Here is a 19635-nt window from a genome sequence, read left to right as displayed (position 1 = left end):
ATAGGTTTGTGCAACAAAGCCGTTCAGTTTTATTTTTGCTAGGAGATTCAGAAGCTAAGTATTTAATCTTTTATTTTTGAATATTTAATACTCAATAGATGATCGTAAAGTCAGGAGTTTACTCTATGAATAAATGTATAAAATTACTCGCCAAAAAAAAATTAAGTATTACTTTTCTAGAGAGTGCATCAGCAGGTTACCTGGCTTACCGATTCTCCCAAAATAAATATTCTGGCGATATTTTATATGGCGGACTGGTGTGTTATGACATGGGTGTCAAAGAGAATATTTTAAAAATCAAACCTGAATTTATTAAAAAATATACCCCGGAATCTATGGAAGTCACTCAGGAAATGGTCAGAAAAGCCAAGAAAATGTTTTATTCTGATATTTATATTGCCTGTACAGGACTATTAAAAAGAGGTGGGACAGAAATCAAAGAAAAGCCAGTAGGAACTTTTTTTTATGTGATTTCTTATAAGGATGAGCTCTATAGTTTCCGCTTTCTTTGCAGAGGAAAACCGAGAGAGAAATTAAAAAAACTGGCGAGAAATATTAATCTGAGCTTAATCGAAATCCTTGAAGGCAGTCGAGACAAGAAAAATAAGTAAATCGCTATTTATTTAGCTCTTGATGGTCGCTCATACACTGATCATGAAAATGATCTGCTATAAAAAAATCCCAGCCGAAGCCGGGATTTTTTATATTTAATTGGTCGATTAATAAGGATAGTTAGGAACAGGACCGTTCACTGGAATGGTGAGCCATTGCCCTGTTGCCAAGCGATTTGAACCGCCATCCGGTTGCGCATAGAAATACAAAGGTGCGGTAGGCAGATTAAGCATAGCGACTGAAGCATGGGCGGTTGCAGTGACAGGCAAGCCATAAAGTGCATAAAAATCTTTTAGGTCATAGCCCATGATTTTTGAACTGAGCACATAAATCAGGTCAGGGCGGCTCATGCTTTTCGCATTAAAGGCGCCTAGTCCCAGTTTATTCTTATCTGCTTGAGATGTTTTACTTAAATCAATCTGATTATATAAACGTTGTGCCGTATTCAGTAAGCGTATAAATTCAAATACACCCTGAAGATCAGATCGCGATTTACCTTGATGTAAACGGGTATAGTTCATGGCCATCTGGATATGGAATGCCTGCATCGATACATGATAACCATCTTGCCATAAGCGTTTTTCCATTGCAGCACGTTGTGCTTCACCTGACAGACCAAGGCTTCGTGTATCTTTGATATTGGCATATAAAGTTGGATGACGGAAATTGCTACCATTACTGTCCTGAGCATATAGATGATATTTACTCATCATGCTTAAACCCGCCAGAATGTTGTTATTACATTCCACTACGCAGCCAATAGTTTTTCCGGTTTCAGTGGAAGGGAATACCATGGTTAAGATATCCTGAACAGTATTATCTCCCAGTTCATGTACCCAGCCCCAACCGGTATCAATGCCAGTTGAACCATCTGATGGATTTCCTGAGCACAGGAAGCCACAGGTCGCAATCCAGCCCACAAAATGCTGAACATTCGGAGCACGATGAATTGTGCCGGTACAATCCCAGCCTAATTCATTACAACGCTGTGCCGTACTGCTATCCAGCGGCATATTGTTATAACCGTTGGCAATGTGGTTACTGTCAAAGATTACGCCCTTAATCTGATCCACATAGGTACGTGCTGATCGATCACCAATGGCTTTTAAGGCATAGTCATTGGTCTGCTGAATTTCACCACCAACGAATTTAAAAGTGTTCCAGCCGAAGTTCCTACTTTGCAGGATGTTGGTTGCTTCACTAATATCCGCTTCATTGATCGTTTGAGTAAAATCATAATGTGCATATTTTGCTTCGCCTTTGATTTTTAAGGTCACCACAGAGCCTGCTTTGGCATTGCTGTAATTCAACAATGGTCCACCGAACGGGCTGATAAAATCATTGCTTTGGCCGGCATCTAATTTCACGGCGAAACTATTGGGGCGGCGAGGACGTTTATAGCCGCCATCATCAAAGGGATTGCCCCAGGCACGTAAATAGCTGGTCTGGACTGAAAGCTGCGCACCTTGAGCATCAACAATCTCAATACTGACAGGCTTGCCCGGGATGCTGGCACGACCAATTGCGGTAATTCCGCTGCCTTGCGGAATGGTCACAGTAATGGTTTCGGCTTGCGCACTGACAGCCATGTTTTGTGCAGAGGCTGGCATATAATCACCGGCACCATTTGGATTCACCAATGTGGTTTTGCGTTTATAGTCCGTCCAGGAGTCGCTGGCATAAGTACGCATAAAAGTCAGAGCATCACTATTTTTCGACAGTCCGCTGTAATTCACGCCTGGACGCCAGAGATCTGCCAATAACACCAAAGCTTTTAGAATCTGATTATTATTTTTTGTGCTGAATGCAGTGATTCCCTGTGCATTTAAATTTTGTAAATTGGTAGAAGCTTTATTGATGGTTTGAATCAACGAATTATTGGGATTTAAATCACCTAGACCTGCTGCACTTGGTGACTTGAAATATTCCAGCATTTGGATCGTACTATCGATGTCATTCACTTTATTCCATTGATCTGTGATGGAACGTCCTGAAGACATGAGTAAAGTATCTTGGCCACGCCAGTAGTTATTATTGGTCTCAATCTTCAATGCCGAAAAGATTTTTTCCATCGGTGTAGTGACGTTATAACCCATTGCCTAGAAATATATTGGCTTACCTGCCTCCAGATATTCCTGAATCAAGCTGGATTCAAAATTATTGGTGCCGATATTACTGCCTAAAATCATCAGGTCAGCATCTTTCCAGCAGGTATTGGTTTGATCCAGTACATTACATTGTAGAAAAGTAACTTTAACCCCTAAGTGCTGGACAAAATAATTCTCTATCATGCTCAGGTTGGTTTGTGCCAGACCATTCACGGTAAGTTTCAGTTCTTGTTTAGGCTGTGCTTGTGTTTTCCCAGTTAATAGCCAACGAAAACCATTATTGAGCACGGGTGCAAAATCTACCATGTCAGGATTATTCGCTGAGATCCCCCCAGCATATTCTGGCCAAAAGCCAGCGCACGGCCTTTACCGATTTGTGATGCGACTCCCAGACCACAGCCTTTATTCGCCTGCTGACTTAAATTCCAGCCACAGGCTTGATCTGAAACTGCGATTGGCAAAGCCGCGCTTAAATCATAGGGATAAAGATTAATCGAAGCAGTTGGCGTAAATTGCAGTTGAGGTTGCAAAACTTTGCCATTCGAACTGGTATAGAGTGAGGTAATTAAACCCTTTTGCCATGTTTGTTGTTGCTTGGCGAGCTGCAAGGCCCAGTCTAACAATATAGCGGAATCTTGCTGAATCAAGGGTCGGGCATCACCTGTACTCAATGCCTTATTAATCCGGGTGGTTGTTGGCGTTTGTGGATTTAAAGGTGGTGTACTGCCATCAGGTGTTTCTACAGGTGAGGGGGATGATTCCTCGTTATCAGGTGGATTATTTGTTGATGGTGGATTAACAGCAGAATCTGGTGTTTCTGCAGGAGAAGATGTTCCGCTACTGCCACCTCCACCACAGGCAATCAGACTGATCGATAGCGATAAGGTCAGTAAGGCTGTTCTCAACCTCAAATAATTTCTTTCCACAATTTTCCCCAAGGTATAACCAAAAAGACGACATTATTTTTAAAGTTGTCGTAAATATCAGATGAGAATTATAGAAGTAAGTAGTGATAAAATAGAACTAATATTTAATTTAAGTATATGTTTTTTAATGATAAATAATTATTGAAAATAATTTTAAATGTGATGCGGATTGAGTTAATTTTTATTTGTTTTAATTAGGCCGCAGTTTAAAAATAGCCTCGACCCGAGCTGAAATTTCATGTTCTATCAGTTTTGACTTCGAACTTGAGCAGGGCCAGCGCAATTCTTTCTACATGTTGATAAGCAGGTTGCTCTAACTCTTCACCAAAAATATCCGGATCAATTTCCTCATAAGAACAGTCAATATTTTGATGCTGCTTCATCAAAGCTTCCAGATGCTGCAAGAAGCGATTGCCATCCTGACAAATAGTGACGCCAGTATATAAAAATAGACGTCCATCTGGACTGAGTCGCTGTAAACCCTGTTTAATAATCTTAAAAGACAATTCATTGCCATTCAGTTCATTGCCACCATGACGGTATTGCCGTTGATCTGGATCAACTAAATAAGGGGGATTGGCAAAAATCAGGTCAAACTGACCTTCAAGACCAGAAAATAAATTACTCTGCACAGGATGAATCGAATTAAAACCTGAAAAATCGATATTAATCTGGCTATAGAGAAGAGCTTTCGGATTCAGATCTGCGACAAAGATTTCCTCATGATCTGGAAAATGTTTAGCCATATGAATTGCAACAGCAGAAGTGCCACAGCATATTTCAGCCGCCCGCTTAAAAGAATTGGCCTGGCAAGATAAATACTGCTTTAAATGATAGGCAAAACGGTAAGTATCAGGACCAAAAAAAACAGCGTCCTGTTGGGTTGTAGGAAAGGCTGAATGAATAAATAATTCGTCTTCGAGTGATGCGACTCTGACCAGACTTTTATATGCATTATTCTTAACTTCTAGAAGCTGATGTTCTAACAATAATGAAAAAAGAACAGGATCAAGATCGGTAATTGTAAATTCCAGATTCCAACCAAAGATATCCTGTAGAGTTTTATATTTATTTTTTTCGCTTCTTTTGCGATCCAGAATCCGTTGATGGGAAAGTGGGGTAATGGCGGTAAACTGATATTGCTTCTGTTTTAAAAAATTTAATAGAAAGTGCAGAGCTTGTTGCTGGCTATTTTGAATTTCTAAAATCTGGTTCATTAGATGTGCTCTTCGGTTTATTTAGAATAAATGAAAAGGTGCATACACCTGTTTTAACCTATACAAGATAATGACCAGAACAGCTATTCGCTATATTGATCCAATCAAAATGGATCTGATTAATCTTCGCCCAAAATTTGCTGTTGTTCGGTAAAAAACTGATGTGAATTGGTTTAATTTGTATAGCAGTATTTTGAAGTTCAAATTCTTATAAAGAATGAATCACTTTTATTTTTATATGTTTTCCATAAAAATGCCGACTGATCAAAATGATGAGTCGGCATAGACTGAATATAAATAGAAGTTTTAATGAGCAGCTTCTGGTAAATCAAACCAGATCACTTGTGCATCTTCAATTGCTTTAATTTCTGCGTCATCCATAAAGGCAATCGCACCACCAGCTTCAACTGTATATTCTGCAATTTGTACTGAGCCAGAAATCACATGTACATAATTGATATGCTGGGTTGCCTTAATATCTAGACTTTGACCTTGATGGATCACGGCTGTTTTGACTTCCGCATTTTGACGAATGTGCATAGGTGCATTGTCATTCGGTCCACAGATTAAATGCCATTGATTCGGTTGTTCTTTAGCATCCAGACGAATTTGCTGATAATTCGGCTGAGCATCACGTTCATTCGGAATGATCCAGATTTGCAGAAGATGCACCTGTTCATCGCCCTGGTTCATTTCACTATGACGTACACCGGTTCCGGCACTCATCAATTGCCATTCACCTGCTGCAATACCGCCATGATTGCCCATACTGTCCTGATGAGTAATCGTACCTTTCAATACACAGGTCAGGATTTCCATATTGTCATGCGGATGGGTACCAAAGCCCTGATGTGCATCAATCAGATCATCATTAATAACGCGTAATGCACTCACGCCCATATAGTTCGGATTGTACCAGTTGCCAAATGAGAAGCTGTGTTTAGACTCCAGCCAGCCCATTTTTACATGACCACGATTTTCACTGGGATGTAGAAAAGCTTTCATGAATTTATCTCACTTTAATTTTTAACTTGAGATCATCATAACGTTGTTTTAATTCTTAAAAAATTATAAACAGGCGACAGATCATTGCATTTTTGCAACGATGTAAGAGAAAGCAGGTATAAAAAAGCCCACTCGTAAGCAGGCTTAAGTATTTAAATAAAGATTATTCAAGGAAACGGACAGTTACACCTGATTTCACTTTACGGCCTAAATCATTCGCATCCCAGTTAGTCAGACGGATACAACCGTGTGATGCAGTTTTAGAGATTGCAGATGGATTCGGTGTACCGTGAATACCAAATGATTTTTTGCTTAAACCAATCCAGATATTACCTACAGGACCGTTTGGACCAGGTGGTAAAGAAAGTGGTTTCTTGTTATTGCCCTGAACGAAGTTAGATGGTGAGTAGCTATACCATGGGTTTTTCGCTACGCCAGTCACTTTATAAGTTCCTGTTGGCGATGGAGTACTTGAGCTACCAATCGTTGCAGGGAAAGAAGCAATCATCTGGTTGCGGCTATTGAACAGATAAAGCTGCTTAGCACCTTTATGCGCCACAATCAAATGAATATCTTCAGGAACTTCATTGCGGATATTGGCAACAATCAGCTTTTCCCCAGCTTTCTTAAAGGTAGCTTTTGGATTTAACTTTTTCAAAAAGTCTTCATCCATATGGAATTTTTCACCCAGCATTTCAGTTACGCGAGTGTAATATAGACCTTTCATTTTTGCCTGTAAGGCATAGTCAGAAGGAATAGACTCGACATAAGGACCTTTTAAGTCTTCTTCAGTGATGGTGTATTCCACAAAAGCAGGCTTAGAACCCTGTTTAGCCAATAGGGCATCCCAAGTTTCCTGAGTCAACGTACCTGTTGGTTTAATGCCATTCATTTGCTGGAAAGATGCGATCGCTTTCAAGGTATTTTTACCGCTAGTACCGTCAATCGCACCTGGAGAAGCATGGGCATTATTCAACATGACATGCGCACGTGCATATACCGGAAATTGGCCTTTACCAATATCTTCATACCAGCTTGCATTATTAAGGCCATCTAAAGTCCAAGATGCTTTCGCAGCAGCAGAATTCGTCGGTGCTTTAGTCTTGGTTGAAGCAGCACCGATATCGGCCGTCTGGTCTTCAGTATCTTGTAATACATCTAATGCTTCAGAAGCTTTCTTCAGGTCTTGTTGTTCTTGAGCACTAATTCGAGTTTCTGCTTGTGCTGCCGAAGCTTCAGTCGCTAAAGGATCAATTGGATCCTGAACCGCAACATCAGTGACAACTTGGGGGTTTAATGGTTGTTCAGCAGTAGACGCAGCGAAAACAGTACCTGCGAAAATGCAACCTAGACTCACAGCGAGCATTGTGCGAACGAACATGTAACTCAACCTTAAAAATATTTCGTTAACTATGTGAAAAAACACTATAAGTATTACAGAAAAAATGTGGAGATGCAGTAGTTCTTTTGTGTAATTCCTTACATTTGATCACTTAACATGATCGGTTTTTAAAGTCATGAGAAGTTATTCAAAATGCAGTCATTTTGTTATGATGTGGGCAATATCAAAGATAGATAGGAAAGTGAATGACGACCTTAAAAAATGATCGTTTTCTGCGCGCATTGTTACGTGAACCTGTAGATACTACCCCTGTATGGATGATGCGTCAGGCAGGCCGTTATTTACCAGAATATCGAGAAACACGTGCCAAAGCAGGGGATTTCCTTTCTCTTTGCAAAAATACTGAATTTGCCTGTGAAGTGACTTTGCAGCCTTTACGCCGTTATGAGCTGGATGCGGCTATTTTATTTTCGGATATTCTGACTGTTCCGGATGCTTTAGGTCTGGGCCTGTATTTTGAAGCAGGTGAAGGTCCAAAGTTCCACAAAACTGTGCGGACTGAACAGGATGTGGCTAATTTACCCAAATTTAATGCCAAGTCTGACCTTGATTATGTAATGAATGCAGTATCGACCATTCGTTCCGCTTTGGGTGGGCAAGTACCATTGATCGGCTTCTCCGGCAGCCCGTGGACCTTGGCAACGTATATGGTTGAAGGGGGTTCGAGCAAAGACTTCCGCTTCACTAAAAACATGATGTACGCACAGCCAGAAGTTCTGCATGCTTTATTAGAGCGTTTAGCAGATGCCGTGACTGAATATCTGAATGCACAGATTGATGCCGGTGCTCAGGCAGTGCAGATTTTTGATAGCTGGGGCGGAGCACTTGCTCATCGTGAATATATTGAATTTTCACTTAATTATATGCAAAAAATCGTGGCAGGTTTGCAGCGTGAAAAAGATGGCCGCAAGATTCCAGTGATTCTGTTTACTAAAGGTGGTGGTCAATGGCTAGAGCCAATGGTTGCGACCGGTGCAGATGCTTTTGGTCTGGACTGGACCACACCGCTCAATGTTGCACGCCAGACTGTTGCAGGTCGTGCTGCGTTACAAGGCAACCTGGATCCAGCGACTTTATATGGCACTCCGGACGCGATTGCTAAAGCAACCAAGCTGATGCTGGATGATGCCTATGCCAAGGGTGAAAAAACTGGCTATGTAGCCAACTTAGGTCATGGCATTACCCAGTGGGTGGATCCAGCCAATCCTAAAGTATTTATTGATACCGTACATGAGTACAGCGCTAAATATCTTTAGGATGTAAACCTTGATCGACTTTTTTAAATCAGGGTTTGAATTTAGCTATAAGGCAGCTTCGGCTGCCTTATTTGGGATTCTGCTCCTGCTTGCTTTTGCACAAACTGCATCAATGGGTAGTGAACTTTTTTACGGTTTCTACCGCTATGACTATCTATTATTTTTTGCTTTACTGATTCAGGTAGTATTGCTCTATACCAAACTAGAATCCTGGGCCGAAGCCAAAGTAATTGCCTTGTTCCATATCATGGCGATGGTCATGGAAATTTTCCTGACCCATCCGGCAATTGCATCCTGGCAATATCCACAACCTGCAATTTTTAAAATACTGACTGTGCCTTTATTTGCTGGCTTTATGTATTCGGCTGTCGGCAGTTTTTTTGCACGTTCCTTGCGCTTATACCAAGTCTCATTTGAAAAATTGCCGCGCTTTAGCCATATGCTGGCTTTGGCAGTACTGTCCTACATCAACTTTATGAGTAAATTCTTCATTCCCGACTATCGTTTGCTGTTATTTGTCTGGAGTGTAGTGATGTTCTGGAAAACCAGAATTCGGTTTCAGTTGAATCAGCACGCTTTTCAGCTGCCGATGTTACCTGTCCTGTTGATCTTGGCGTTTATTATCTGGGTGGCAGAGAATATCAGTACCTTTTATCAGATCTGGTTATATCCAAGCCAGGTAGAAAAATGGCATATGGTCGGTTGGGGCAAACTTGGTTCCTGGTATTTACTTTTATTGCTCAGTCTGGTGCTGGTATTAAAGATTTTAGGACAGCGTAATTCTCAAGGTAACTGGAGCCTAAAAACCCGGTAAAACTATTCTGTTTATCCTTATGTAAATCACACAGTTTTTTCATTGCGCCAAATTAGACTTCCCGCTACTCTTCTGAATGTGTAATGAAGATTACATCATTAGCGTAATAACAAAAGATGCATGAGAATAACCGGAGAATAAGTATGTTAAAAAAGATTATGCTCGCTGTGGTATTGGCAACGGGTTCTGGTATGGCGATGGCGGATAGAGATGTAGGTTGTGGTATTGGTAGCCAGGTATGGGCAGGCCAGTCAGGCATTATTCCTAAGCTGCTTGCAGGTACAACAAACGTGCTATTCACTAACCAGTGGCTAGGTATTACTTTCGGTACTTTAGGATGTAGCCAGGGCGGTACAGTAACGGCTCAAGTCGTGACTTTCACCAATGAAAATGCTGAAGCATTGGCACGTGATATGGCCGTAGGTGAAGGTGAAAGCCTGAACGTACTGGCTGAACTGCTAAATATCAAGGCAGAAGACAAAGCACGTTTCTTCACTGTATCCAAGCAGAATTTCTCTGAAATCTATTCAGAAGAAAACCAGAATACTTTACAAGTGTTAAGTACTCTGCAAACAGTCATGGCTAAAGATGAAGTATTAAAAGCTTATATCTAAGTATCGCTGTAAAAACCCTGCTGTCCTGGCAGGGTTTTCTTATAAATAAAAATTGAAAAGAACCGTAGACTGAATGAAATATGCTTTTTTGCTCTCAGCCTTGCTGTGGAGTCCGCTAAGTTTTGCATCCGAAATTTCTCCAGATATTCAAGCTTATCTAGAACAAGCCACACAAAAAAAATTGCACCAGACTTCGACCTGGCAGCGTTTGATGTATGCCAATGCTGAAGGAAAAAGTGAAGTCAGTTATGCAGGCTATTTTCTGGCAAAGCAGGGCAAGACAGACCTGCAACTTGAATTGGAGCAAAATATACAGGCATTGTTTGAGCCCGCAGAATCCAATCAGTCTGTACGATGTAAATTCCCGGCACGTAGTCAGTGGTTAATGCAACAGCTGAATATTTCTGAACAGCAATTGCCTGAAGCGAGTTGCCCGGATTTTGAGCGCTGGATGAATGAAGTTAAGCCTTATCAAGCGACCCTGATTTATGCCACCGATTATATGGGCAATCCCAGCTCCATGTTTGGTCATACTTTGCTGCGTCTGGACCCGAAAGACCAGCAGCAACTGAATCTGGTGTCTTATGCAGTCAATTATGCTGCTACAGTTGACAGCAATGATAACTGGTCCTTTGCCTGGAAAGGGCTGACCGGCCAATATCCGGGTGAATATTCCTTGATGCCGTATTACCGCAAAGTCAAGGAATATGGTGACTTTGAAAGTCGTGATTTATGGGAATATGAACTTAATCTAACGCCTGAAGAAACCGGATTTCTGGTGAAGCATCTCTGGGAAATGCAACAGGTAAGTTTCCCTTATTATTTCATTAATGATAACTGTGCCTATCGTCTATTAGGGCTTTTTGATCTGGTGCGTCCTGAACTGAACTTGCAGCAGCAATTCGATACCGCCGCAATTCCAGTCGAAACCTTAAAAGTAGTGGAACAGCAGGGACTGATCAGGAAGAAGACTTATCGTCCGGCCCTGGAAACTCAATTGCTGGCTCAAGCCCGGCAACATGGCAAATCCTTGGCAAAAACTGCGCATCAGGTAGCGTATGCAGAAACCTCTGAAATGGAAGCCAGGCTGCAAAATTATCCGGCTGAAGATCAGGCCAAGATTCTGGAAATGGCCTACGACCATTTATATCTGGATTTTCTTCGCCAAGAAATAGATGAGCCTTTTGCCCAGCCGCGCTTTCGCAAATTATTGGGCCTAAGAAGTCAGTTGGCGGTAGACAAACAGCGTCAGCAGCCAGAGCGTCCAAAAATAGATCCGGTTCAAAGCCATCATGCCCGAAATATCGTTCTTGAAACTGGGCAAGTACAGGGTGAGACTTTTGTGCAGCTTGGTCATCGTCAGGCTTATCATGACCTTATGGACCCGCAAGGCGGGCTGCGTACAGGAACCCAATTATTATTCCTGGATGGTGCATTGCAATACCGTGATGACCGCGTGAAGCTGGAGCACCTGGATCTACTGACAGTAAATTCCTATAACCCAATTAATGCATTTAAAGCACCGTTATCTTGGGGCTTTAATTTAGGCTGGAAACAGGAAACACTAGATCAGCATGGCCAGTTTAGTACCGAGCAGCAGCATGGTGTAGCCAATTTTCAGGTTCGGGGTGGCTATAGCTGGGCAAATGAAGCACTTGAACATCTCTGCTATGTGCAGCTACAAAATCATGTACAGGCCGGAAAAGCGCTAGACAAAGGATGGCGTATTGGTATGGGGCCAACGGTGGGTTGTCAGAATATCTGGACGGATCAGATCAATAGCCTAGTACAGGTGGAATTACCGTATTGGGAAGACTCCCATCAGTGGCAGCTGAAATTAAAAAGCCAGTTGCAATATGCATGGAATGCACAAAATGCCATTCGGGCGAGCTGGGAATATCAGCAACAGGACTCGAAAGACTGGGAAAAATGGAGTCTGGGCTTAGTCCATTATTTTTAATTTGGCTAACACAACATCGAATATTGAGTAAATAAAGTTTATAGATCAAATGACTTGTATTTGAATGTTTAAAATAAATTCATGTTCGGAGACTTCTACCGATATTATCAAAGATTGTATTCAGTAATTGGGTTAAAATGCCTGAATATTGTTGTATTTGTCACATAATATCACTGCGAATCGCAAAGTATCGGGAAAAGTTATATGAATAATGAGTGTATGGCTATGCTGGCGGAGCAGTGGGAGCAGATCTGTCAAAATTATTCATCGGATGATTTACTACACGCATTTCAGTTTATTCAAGACCATTCTTTGGTACTGGTAGAAGAATTCTATAAAAATATGCTTCTGGAAGAAGAAGCTTCTCAATATTTTACTGATGAGCTGATTCAGCAGCGTTTACGAGATACTTTACATCAATGGCTTTCAGAAAGTTTTAGTGTGGCGCTGAATAAGCGTTATGCAGAGGCCGTGCAAAAACAGAATATCGTTGGACATGTGCATGCACGCGTCGGGATTCCATCCTGGCTGATTATGCGTGGTGTACGAGAAATTCAGCGCAAAATATTTGAATTGCTAAGTTTAAATCCGCAGCCAAACATGCTCACTATCTGTAGTTATATTGTACAAATCATGGGGTTTGCCACAGAAATTATGTGTCGTTCCTATGAGGCGAAATCAGTTCAGAATCAGGAAATGAAGCACAGTTACCGGGTATTTTCTGCAATGCAGGATGTCGCGGTACAAAAAGATAAGCAGCGCAGTTCATTGCTGGATTGGGAAAATGAGCTGATGTTCAAGGTCTTTTCTGGCACTACAGGCATTAGACATCAAATGCTGTCCAAGTCAGAATTTGGCTTATGGTTTATTCATAAGGCGTCTTATGCCTTTACCGGTTCCGATCAGGTCGATTTAATTATCGAGCAAATTTGTCAGATCGATACGCTAAATCAGGCAGTACTGGAATGTACTGAAAAAGATCAGATGCTGAATCTGATTCAAAGTATTCGTGACTTAAACCGTGAAATACAGCACCTGGTCGATCAATTATTTCAGGTTGCAGATTATATCGAATCTGGAAATGACTCGTTAACTCAGTTATTGAATCGCCGTTATTTAAATACCATTATTTCACGTGAAATTAACTTTTCTCGTGATAACCAGACACAATTATCCTTGCTAGCGATTGATGCCGATTTCTTCAAAGCCATTAATGATAAATATGGTCATGCAGCTGGTGATCTGGCCTTAAAATTTATTGCTGATGCCCTACAGAAATACATTCAGGGTAGTGACTATGCATTCCGTGTCGGTGGTGAGGAATTCCTGCTGCTGCTGGTCGATTCCGATGAAAGATGCGCGCTGAACATTGCTGAAAATATCCGTAAATATGTAGAGCATGGCTTGATCAATACGGCTCAAGGACAGCAATTCAGACTCACAGTTAGTATTGGCTGTGCGTTATTTGATGGTCATCCGGATTACCAAAGATTTCTGGATGCCGCAGATGCTGCATTGTATATGGCTAAAAATACGGGGCGTAACCGGGTCTATCTGGCGCAACCTTCTCAAATTCAGGGCGCACAAAAAGCGTCTGTTTAATTTAAAGCTTGCTGCTGAATCGCAGCTTGGAATTGCTGTTTTTGCCGCACATATTCGGGATGGATTTTGGCTTCATCCCATTTTTGTTTAAATATTTTGGCTGCAGCAGCTTTAACCGGATCTTCAGAACTGCGCGGCAATTCCTCACGCCCATGTGCACCGCTTAAGCCTTTTTTATCATCTGGAACTGGACCATCGTATTTTTTGCCGCCTTTGTGATTGGCATAACGTCGGGCGCGGGTATAACCCATTTGTAAAAACTTGCGTGCCATATCGGCCCCGACAAAATCTTCCTGTTTTAAATATTCTAGAAATAGAGCATAAATTTTTTCACTACTGACTTGGGCTTTTTCAGCATCTGCAAAACGCCAGTGGGGCAGGATTTCCGACTTATAAGGTTCTACTAAAAGCACGCCTTGCTCACCGCGTCCAATCCGGTATAAGTCCGGACGTTTACGGAAATCAATTTTCTTAAAATCCAGACTATAGTCAAAACTATTTGAATGAACACGTGAAGGGCGTTTAGGCGGATCAAGCTGCTTTTTACTCATGGCTGTTTCCAGAATTTATATACTTGGATCATGCAGACTTCTAAACAAAAGGTCTGTATTTAAACATGGCAGGAAATGTAGTCAGGAAATTAATTATGCAGCATCAATCTGTTTATTTTTTAAAGGAAGGAAACTAAGTTAATAAGATAAATTTTTGAAAAGAATGTAGGAATTAAATTTTAAGAAATTGAGTGAATACGTAGAAAAGTTAAGGAATTGATCGCAAAATTCCTTAACTGATGAAGATATTAAACTCGTACTTATGTTTTAACTTTCTACCACGACATAATATTTTTTAACGGCTTTAACCACTTCAAAAGTGCCAACAAAACCGGGTGGAATAATGCCAGCTTCACCTGCCTTGATTTCAACAAAGGATTGTCCTTGAGCATCATGTAAACGGACGATCCCTTCGATTATCTGAAAGAATTCCTGTTTATTTTCAGCGAATACGATATTCCAGGCACCCACTTCACATTGCCAGATCCCGCAATCCATATTGGGATGTTGATAGGCACTCTGGGTCAAGCGTTTAGGATTACCTTTAACCAGCCGGTCTGGACGTGGATAATCGATACTTTCTTCAGCCTGACCTAAACCTCGACCCGCAATCCAAATAGATGACATTTTCATAACCTCATCGTGTAAAAAAGCCCCAATATCAATTGAGGCTTTCATTTATGAATCTATATTAATAACTTTCTGGTACAGCGCCTAAAAACTCACGGCGGACTTCTTTATCGGTTTTAAAGTCACCGATAAATGACACCGTACGCGTTGTTGATTCCTGTTTGCCAACACCACGCATCATCATACACATATGTGCTGAATCAATCATCACGGCCACACCACGTGCATTGGTGACTTCAGCAACCGCTTCTGCGATTTGCTGGGTCAGATTTTCCTGAATCTGCAAACGACGTGCAAACATTTCAGTAATACGTGCAAATTTAGACAGCCCCAATACTTTGCCTTCAGGTAAATAGGCAATATGTACACGGCCATAAAATGGCAATAAATGGTGTTCGCAGAGTGAATAAAATTCGATATTTTTCACTAAAACCATTTCACGGTTATCTGATGGAAAAACCGCACTATTGGTCACTTCTTCCAGAGTCTGGCTATACCCTGAGGTTAAATACGAAAACGCTTTCGCAGCACGCACGGGCGTATCTTTGAGACCAGGGCGATTGAGATCTTCACCAACGGCAGTAAGAATGTTTGCGTAAGATTGCTGCATAGTCATATGACGTATTCACTTAAACTGAGAATGAACAAGGACGGCATTGTAGCAGAAATCTTTTACAATGCCTTGTTTTGGGGGTAAATCCGCTTACTGTTTAAACTTTGGATTTTTTTCTGCACGTTTTAGCAAAACTAAAACTGCACCAGTGCCACCCTGTTTTTCAGGAGCACTGACAAAGGCCAGAACATCACGGTGCTGACGTAACCAGCCGTTGACATAAGTTTTTAAGATCGCTTCAGGCCCTTTGCCATGTACAATCTTGATCACGTTCTGGTTTTCATCTTTGGCGATCTGGATAATTTGAAGCACAGCCTGACGTGCTTCTTCGACCGTACAACCATGCAGGTCGACAGCTTCGAACCAACGCAGATTTCCCGCTTTCAGATCTTCAAAAACCTTATGCTGCAAGGTCGCAATGCGGTAGCTTAAGCTCGCCTGACTGCCAACCGGATTGAGCATAGCTTGAGTATCAGACAGCACGGTTTCATCGGTATGCATGGGACCTTCGGCAGCCGCACGCTTGGCCAGAGTTTGTGCATCGACCTTTTTCTTGGGAGATTTTTCAATTTTCGCAATATTGCTGGCATCAATTTTTTGTACGCCTTGCATCTGCTTGCGAAATAGATCGAGGTCTTCCGCCTGTTCCTGCTCCGCTGTTTTCACGACAGGGGCAACAGGTTCAGCCTTAGGCTGAGGATGACTAATTTGCTTTTTAAGATCTTTCAGTAAATTGTACTGATCTTTAGAAAGCGAAGAATCGTGTTTGCTCATAATCTGGAAACGGGGGAGATACTGAATTCTATTAAATTATAGTCTTAAATGACTGAAAGGAGAAATGAATTGCACTAAATACAACATATCCTAAACCCAGCTTTAATTTCTGGGTTGTTTTCTAATATTGAATAGCTTAATGAACTTTAAATAGAAAATAATTCATGAATCTTCTCTTTTTATCATTTTAATAGTTGTTTCGATGGAACATCTCTTTTTGAATATAAATCAATCAAACCTGGAAATAAAAAATGAGTTATTCAGGCAGTTGTTTGTGTGGCAATGTCCAGTTCAAAATAAATACGAATATTCAGACCATGTATCATTGTCACTGCAGTTTATGTCGTAAACAGAGTGGTACGGCCGCGAATGCACAACTTTAGTTCATCAGCAATATTTTGAAAGGACCTCAGGACACGCTTCAATTTCCTGTTATCAAAAAGAGACCGGATTTCGTTCTTATTTTTGTCAACACTGTGGCTCGCCTGTACCGAATCAGGTAGGTACAATTGCATTGATCTGAATTCCTTTAGGGCTTCTGGATCAAGTACCCAAAATTCAGCACGGACTGAGTTTTTGTCTGAACTCTAAAGTAGATTGGGCAGATGAAATCAAGGCGGATGAGTACTATTCTGAACTTCCAGAATTTGAAAAATTAATCTCTTATTTTGATCATTCAACTCAGTATTAAATGAATTGGTTAATGGAAATAAAAAAAGCCCCATGCTGAGATGGGGCTTTTTTATACTTAATATTTTAAACCGATTCAGGCTCACCGAATAAATCACGGAAAGCATGATCTGGGCGTGGCTGTTTCATGAAACTTTCACCGACCAGGAAAGCATGAATATCATGTTCCTGCATCATCGCAACATCAGCAGGGGTTGCGATACCGCTTTCAGTGACCAGCAGGCGTGAAGGATCCAGTAGTTTTTTCAGACGTAATGATGTATTCAGGTCGACATCAAAAGTTTTTAAATTACGGTTATTCACACCCAGCAGACAACGATCAGAAAGTTTTAAAGCACGTCCTAATTCTTCTTCATCATGCACTTCAACCAGTACATCCAGATTATGCTCAAATGCGGTTTTAGACATTTCCTCTAACTGCTGATCAGACAGACAGGCCACGATCAGCAAGATACAGTCTGCATGTAGTGCACGCGCTTCAATCACGCCATAAGGATCGATCAGGAAGTCTTTACGCAACGCAGGCAAGTCACAGTGCGAACGGGCGATCTGAATATTTTCATCAGCACCCTGAAAAAAATCCACATCAGTTAGTACAGATAAACAGGCAGCGCCGGCATCCTGATATTGCGCCGCAATTTCTGCAGGATTGAAGTTTTCACGAATCACGCCTTTGGACGGAGAAGCCTTTTTAATTTCAGCGATTACACCTGGGCGTTTAGACATTAAGGATTGGGCAAAGCCACGGACTGGTGTCCCACCTTGTGCCAGTTCTTCGATATCCTTATAGCTTTTCTGCTTCAAACGAAGAGCGAACTCTTCTTTCTTACGATCAACAATTTTACCCAAAATTGTATTTGCAATATCAACCATGATTCAAATTCCTGACCGTATTAAGCTTCATATTGTTTGATGGTTTTGGTGAATTCAGAGAGCACGCTCATTTTTTCCAGTGCCTGGCCACCATAAATAATATCGTGTGCCAATGCCACACCTTGCTTATAGCTTGAAGTCAGGCCTGATACATAAATACCAGCACCGGCATTTAGGGCAATCATATTAGCAGCCTTATGACCGATCTCAGATTTCATTTTGCCTAAGGCATCTTTAATCAGAGCCAGACTTTCTGCTGAGCTTTCAATAATTAAACCAGTTAAGGTTTGCGATTCAATATCGACCTGTTCAGGAATGATTTCCCATTCAGTGATTTCACCGTTTTTCAGCTCAGCCACATGGGTAGAAGAAGCCAGACTGATTTCATCTAAACCATCACGTGAATGTACGACCATCACATGTTCAGCACCGAGCTGTTTCATCACTTCTGCAATTGGACGGCAAAGTTCATTAGAAAATACGCCGATGACCAAACGTTTTACACCGGCCGGATTCGTAAGCGGGCCGAGCAGGTTGAAAATACTACGAATACCCAGTTCTTTACGTGGACCAATCGCATATTTCATGGCTTTGTGATGGTTAGGCGCGAACAGGAAGCCAACCCCAATATCACGGATACAGCGTTCGGTTTGCTGCATATTCAAATCAAGATTAATGCCTGCCTGTTCCAGTAGGTCAGAAGAGCCTGATTTGGTAGAAACACCACGGTTACCATGTTTGGCAATGGTTGCACCAGCTGCTGCAATTACAAAGGCTGAAGCGGTAGATACATTAAACAGGTTTTGTCCATCACCGCCTGTACCGACGATATCCACCAGATGAGGGACATCACTGACATCGATTTTGGTTGCGAGTTCACGCATGACACGTGCTGCAGCGGTAATCTCGTCAATACTTTCACCTTTCAGGCGTAGACCCATGAGCAGAGCACCAATCTGGGCATCGGTTGCTTCGCCAGACATAATGGTGTGCATCACGTCTTCCATTTGTTCCTGAGTCAGGTGAATGTTTTTAGTAATATTGCTTAAAGCTTGTTGAATATTCATGACTTGCGTTTTACCCATTATGCGTAAATTTCAAGAAAGTTTTTAAATATCTGATGACCATGCTGGCTCAGGATTGATTCCGGATGGAACTGCACACCTTCAATCGGTAGTGTCTTATGTTTAACCCCCATGATCTCTTCCATAGAGCCATCTTCTTCATTGGTCCAGCAGGTCACTTCCAGGCATTCTGGCAAAGTGGCCTGATCAATCACCAGCGAGTGGTAACGCGTCGCAGAAAAAGGATTTGGCAGATTGCTGAAAATACCTTTATCACTGTGATACATATCAGACAAACGCCCATGCATGACGCGTTTGGCACGAATAATATCGCCACCAAAAGCCTGACCAATACTTTGATGCCCCAGACAAACACCGAGCAGGGGAATCTTGCCACCAAAATGCTGAATGGCAGGAATCGAAATTCCAGCTTCACTTGGCGAACATGGACCAGGGCCAATCACCAGATACTTGGGTTGCCATCGCTCAATATCCTCCAATGTCACGGCATCATTGCGGACTACTTTTACTTCTTGATTCAGTTCGCCAAAATACTGGACGATGTTATAAGTAAAGGAGTCATAGTTGTCGATCATTAGAAGCATGAGCTTAACCTATTGAAATTATTGCACTTAACTGTGCTAAAGTGATCCAGATTGAGCTTTATCGGGACTTGTTGCAAGTCTAGGGAATACACGACTAAATCGTTGATTTCATTGTGTGAAAATAAAGCACCCCTCATCATAGCAAAAAATAGCCACATCGGGCGCAATAATTTTTCAATTTTCAGGCTGGTGATTAGCTCACAGCCTTTTAGGCATTTTAAATGTGCGTATAAGTAATTAACTGACGAAAAGTAAGTTTAAATAAATATTGCAGTTATTATTTTTTTAAATTAAAAATAGGGTCTGTTGACATTTACTG

Annotated in this window: 19 protein-coding genes and 1 pseudogene; 7 read left to right on the top strand and 13 right to left on the bottom strand. The window is 41.5% G+C overall.

Annotated features, from left to right (window positions below; genetic code table 11):
* The first annotated feature begins 125 nt into the window (after nucleotides 1–125).
* Nucleotides 126–611 (top strand): CinA family protein, encoded by a 486-nt coding sequence (locus B3J29_RS02975; RefSeq protein WP_286964372.1) that lies wholly within the window; start codon nucleotides 126–128, stop codon nucleotides 609–611.
* A gap of 108 nt (nucleotides 612–719) precedes the next feature.
* Here B3J29_RS02975 and B3J29_RS02970 read toward each other — a convergent pair whose 3' ends face one another.
* The 6 genes from B3J29_RS02970 to B3J29_RS02945 all read right to left on the bottom strand — a co-directional run bounded on the left by B3J29_RS02970 (nucleotide 720) and on the right by B3J29_RS02945 (nucleotide 7249).
* A complete protein-coding gene (locus tag B3J29_RS02970) occupies nucleotides 720–2708 on the bottom strand; it encodes an ImpA family metalloprotease (RefSeq protein ID WP_286964371.1) in 1989 nt (662 codons plus the stop codon).
* Between the two features lie 3 nt (nucleotides 2709–2711).
* Entirely contained in the window at nucleotides 2712–3026 is a 315-nt protein-coding gene (locus B3J29_RS02965) for a hypothetical protein (protein ID WP_286964369.1), read from the bottom strand.
* Nucleotides 3020–3631, bottom strand: coding sequence for a hypothetical protein (locus tag B3J29_RS02960; RefSeq protein ID WP_286964368.1), 612 nt, complete (start codon nucleotides 3629–3631; stop codon nucleotides 3020–3022). The genes B3J29_RS02965 and B3J29_RS02960 overlap by 7 nt, the downstream gene beginning before the upstream one ends.
* A gap of 251 nt (nucleotides 3632–3882) precedes the next feature.
* Entirely contained in the window at nucleotides 3883–4863 is a 981-nt protein-coding gene (locus B3J29_RS02955) for a class I SAM-dependent methyltransferase (protein WP_286964367.1), read from the bottom strand.
* 306 nt (nucleotides 4864–5169) lie between these two features.
* The gene (locus B3J29_RS02950; RefSeq protein WP_286964366.1) at nucleotides 5170–5868 is read right to left on the bottom strand and encodes a pirin family protein; all 699 of its coding nucleotides are present in this window, start codon (nucleotides 5866–5868) and stop codon (nucleotides 5170–5172) included.
* 163 nt (nucleotides 5869–6031) lie between these two features.
* Nucleotides 6032–7249: a L,D-transpeptidase family protein gene (locus B3J29_RS02945; RefSeq protein WP_286964365.1), complete on the bottom strand. Its 1218-nt coding sequence runs from the start codon at nucleotides 7247–7249 to the stop codon at nucleotides 6032–6034.
* A gap of 206 nt (nucleotides 7250–7455) precedes the next feature.
* Between B3J29_RS02945 and hemE the strand changes: the two genes are divergently transcribed.
* From hemE to B3J29_RS02920, 5 genes are all read left to right on the top strand, one after another.
* Nucleotides 7456–8526 (top strand): uroporphyrinogen decarboxylase, encoded by a 1071-nt coding sequence (hemE, locus tag B3J29_RS02940; protein WP_034171518.1) that lies wholly within the window; start codon nucleotides 7456–7458, stop codon nucleotides 8524–8526.
* Nucleotides 8527–8536: 10 nt separating this feature from the next.
* The gene (locus tag B3J29_RS02935; RefSeq protein WP_034171519.1) at nucleotides 8537–9340 is read left to right on the top strand and encodes a DUF817 family protein; all 804 of its coding nucleotides are present in this window, start codon (nucleotides 8537–8539) and stop codon (nucleotides 9338–9340) included.
* A gap of 143 nt (nucleotides 9341–9483) precedes the next feature.
* Nucleotides 9484–9954, top strand: coding sequence for a DUF3015 family protein (locus B3J29_RS02930; protein WP_004782788.1), 471 nt, complete (start codon nucleotides 9484–9486; stop codon nucleotides 9952–9954).
* A 73-nt stretch (nucleotides 9955–10027) separates the two neighbouring features.
* A complete protein-coding gene (locus B3J29_RS02925) occupies nucleotides 10028–11914 on the top strand; it encodes a DUF4105 domain-containing protein (protein WP_286964363.1) in 1887 nt (628 codons plus the stop codon).
* 204 nt (nucleotides 11915–12118) lie between these two features.
* On the top strand, nucleotides 12119–13516 hold the full coding sequence (locus tag B3J29_RS02920; RefSeq protein ID WP_286964362.1) for a diguanylate cyclase: 1398 nt from the start codon (nucleotides 12119–12121) through the stop codon (nucleotides 13514–13516).
* Here the strand turns inward: B3J29_RS02920 and B3J29_RS02915 are convergent.
* The 4 genes from B3J29_RS02915 to B3J29_RS02900 all read right to left on the bottom strand — a co-directional run bounded on the left by B3J29_RS02915 (nucleotide 13513) and on the right by B3J29_RS02900 (nucleotide 16084).
* On the bottom strand, nucleotides 13513–14067 hold the full coding sequence (locus B3J29_RS02915) for a DUF4385 domain-containing protein (protein WP_214001413.1): 555 nt from the start codon (nucleotides 14065–14067) through the stop codon (nucleotides 13513–13515). The two genes, B3J29_RS02920 and B3J29_RS02915, sit on opposite strands and share 4 nt — an antisense overlap.
* A gap of 267 nt (nucleotides 14068–14334) precedes the next feature.
* Nucleotides 14335–14694, bottom strand: a complete 360-nt coding sequence (locus B3J29_RS02910; protein ID WP_104427005.1) for a cupin domain-containing protein — start codon at nucleotides 14692–14694, stop codon at nucleotides 14335–14337.
* 64 nt (nucleotides 14695–14758) lie between these two features.
* Complete coding sequence (gene folE, locus B3J29_RS02905) at nucleotides 14759–15307, bottom strand: GTP cyclohydrolase I FolE (protein ID WP_171064799.1); 549 nt, start codon at nucleotides 15305–15307, stop codon at nucleotides 14759–14761.
* 93 nt (nucleotides 15308–15400) lie between these two features.
* Nucleotides 15401–16084 carry a Smr/MutS family protein gene (locus tag B3J29_RS02900; protein ID WP_214001412.1) on the bottom strand — a complete coding sequence of 228 codons (684 nt, stop codon included), beginning with the start codon at nucleotides 16082–16084 and terminating at the stop codon, nucleotides 15401–15403.
* Nucleotides 16085–16335: 251 nt separating this feature from the next.
* Between B3J29_RS02900 and B3J29_RS02895 the strand changes: the two are divergent.
* Nucleotides 16336–16775: pseudogene (locus B3J29_RS02895) on the top strand (GFA family protein).
* A 65-nt stretch (nucleotides 16776–16840) separates the two neighbouring features.
* Here B3J29_RS02895 and trpC read toward each other — a convergent pair.
* Genes trpC through B3J29_RS02880 form a run of 3 tightly spaced genes read right to left on the bottom strand, consistent with a single transcriptional unit; the run spans nucleotide 16841 to nucleotide 19316 of the window.
* Nucleotides 16841–17647 (bottom strand): indole-3-glycerol phosphate synthase TrpC, encoded by an 807-nt coding sequence (gene trpC, locus B3J29_RS02890; protein ID WP_286964360.1) that lies wholly within the window; start codon nucleotides 17645–17647, stop codon nucleotides 16841–16843.
* A gap of 20 nt (nucleotides 17648–17667) precedes the next feature.
* Entirely contained in the window at nucleotides 17668–18714 is a 1047-nt protein-coding gene (gene trpD, locus B3J29_RS02885) for an anthranilate phosphoribosyltransferase (protein WP_214001410.1), read from the bottom strand.
* A 17-nt stretch (nucleotides 18715–18731) separates the two neighbouring features.
* Nucleotides 18732–19316 carry an anthranilate synthase component II gene (locus B3J29_RS02880; RefSeq protein WP_034171526.1) on the bottom strand — a complete coding sequence of 195 codons (585 nt, stop codon included), beginning with the start codon at nucleotides 19314–19316 and terminating at the stop codon, nucleotides 18732–18734.
* Nucleotides 19317–19635: the final 319 nt, after the last annotated feature.

It is taken from the genome of Acinetobacter sp. UBA5984 (assembly GCF_002429925.1).
Classification (GTDB): Bacteria; Pseudomonadota; Gammaproteobacteria; order Pseudomonadales; family Moraxellaceae; genus Acinetobacter; species Acinetobacter variabilis.
This window is presented reverse-complemented; position numbering and strand designations above follow the sequence as displayed.

Excerpts from the sequence above, each read along its gene's own strand:
- B3J29_RS02950 (WP_286964366.1), bottom strand. The coding sequence starts at position 5,868 with ATGAAAGCTTTTCTACATCCCAGTGAAAATCGTGGTCATGTAAAAATG.
- B3J29_RS02925 (WP_286964363.1), top strand. The coding sequence starts at position 10,028 with ATGAAATATGCTTTTTTGCTCTCAGCCTTGCTGTGGAGTCCGCTAAGT.
- B3J29_RS02920 (WP_286964362.1), top strand. The coding sequence starts at position 12,119 with ATGAATAATGAGTGTATGGCTATGCTGGCGGAGCAGTGGGAGCAGATC.
- B3J29_RS02975 (WP_286964372.1), top strand. The coding sequence starts at position 126 with ATGAATAAATGTATAAAATTACTCGCCAAAAAAAAATTAAGTATTACT.
- trpC (WP_286964360.1), bottom strand. The coding sequence starts at position 17,647 with ATGGTTGATATTGCAAATACAATTTTGGGTAAAATTGTTGATCGTAAG.
- B3J29_RS02910 (WP_104427005.1), bottom strand. The coding sequence starts at position 14,694 with ATGTCATCTATTTGGATTGCGGGTCGAGGTTTAGGTCAGGCTGAAGAA.
- B3J29_RS02945 (WP_286964365.1), bottom strand. The coding sequence starts at position 7,249 with ATGTTCGTTCGCACAATGCTCGCTGTGAGTCTAGGTTGCATTTTCGCA.
- B3J29_RS02955 (WP_286964367.1), bottom strand. The coding sequence starts at position 4,863 with ATGAACCAGATTTTAGAAATTCAAAATAGCCAGCAACAAGCTCTGCAC.
- trpD (WP_214001410.1), bottom strand. The coding sequence starts at position 18,714 with ATGAATATTCAACAAGCTTTAAGCAATATTACTAAAAACATTCACCTG.
- B3J29_RS02880 (WP_034171526.1), bottom strand. The coding sequence starts at position 19,316 with ATGCTTCTAATGATCGACAACTATGACTCCTTTACTTATAACATCGTC.
- B3J29_RS02900 (WP_214001412.1), bottom strand. The coding sequence starts at position 16,084 with ATGAGCAAACACGATTCTTCGCTTTCTAAAGATCAGTACAATTTACTG.
- folE (WP_171064799.1), bottom strand. The coding sequence starts at position 15,307 with ATGCAGCAATCTTACGCAAACATTCTTACTGCCGTTGGTGAAGATCTC.
- B3J29_RS02915 (WP_214001413.1), bottom strand. The coding sequence starts at position 14,067 with ATGAGTAAAAAGCAGCTTGATCCGCCTAAACGCCCTTCACGTGTTCAT.
- B3J29_RS02970 (WP_286964371.1), bottom strand. The coding sequence starts at position 2,708 with ATGGGTTATAACGTCACTACACCGATGGAAAAAATCTTTTCGGCATTG.
- B3J29_RS02930 (WP_004782788.1), top strand. The coding sequence starts at position 9,484 with ATGTTAAAAAAGATTATGCTCGCTGTGGTATTGGCAACGGGTTCTGGT.
- B3J29_RS02965 (WP_286964369.1), bottom strand. The coding sequence starts at position 3,026 with ATGGTAGATTTTGCACCCGTGCTCAATAATGGTTTTCGTTGGCTATTA.
- hemE (WP_034171518.1), top strand. The coding sequence starts at position 7,456 with ATGACGACCTTAAAAAATGATCGTTTTCTGCGCGCATTGTTACGTGAA.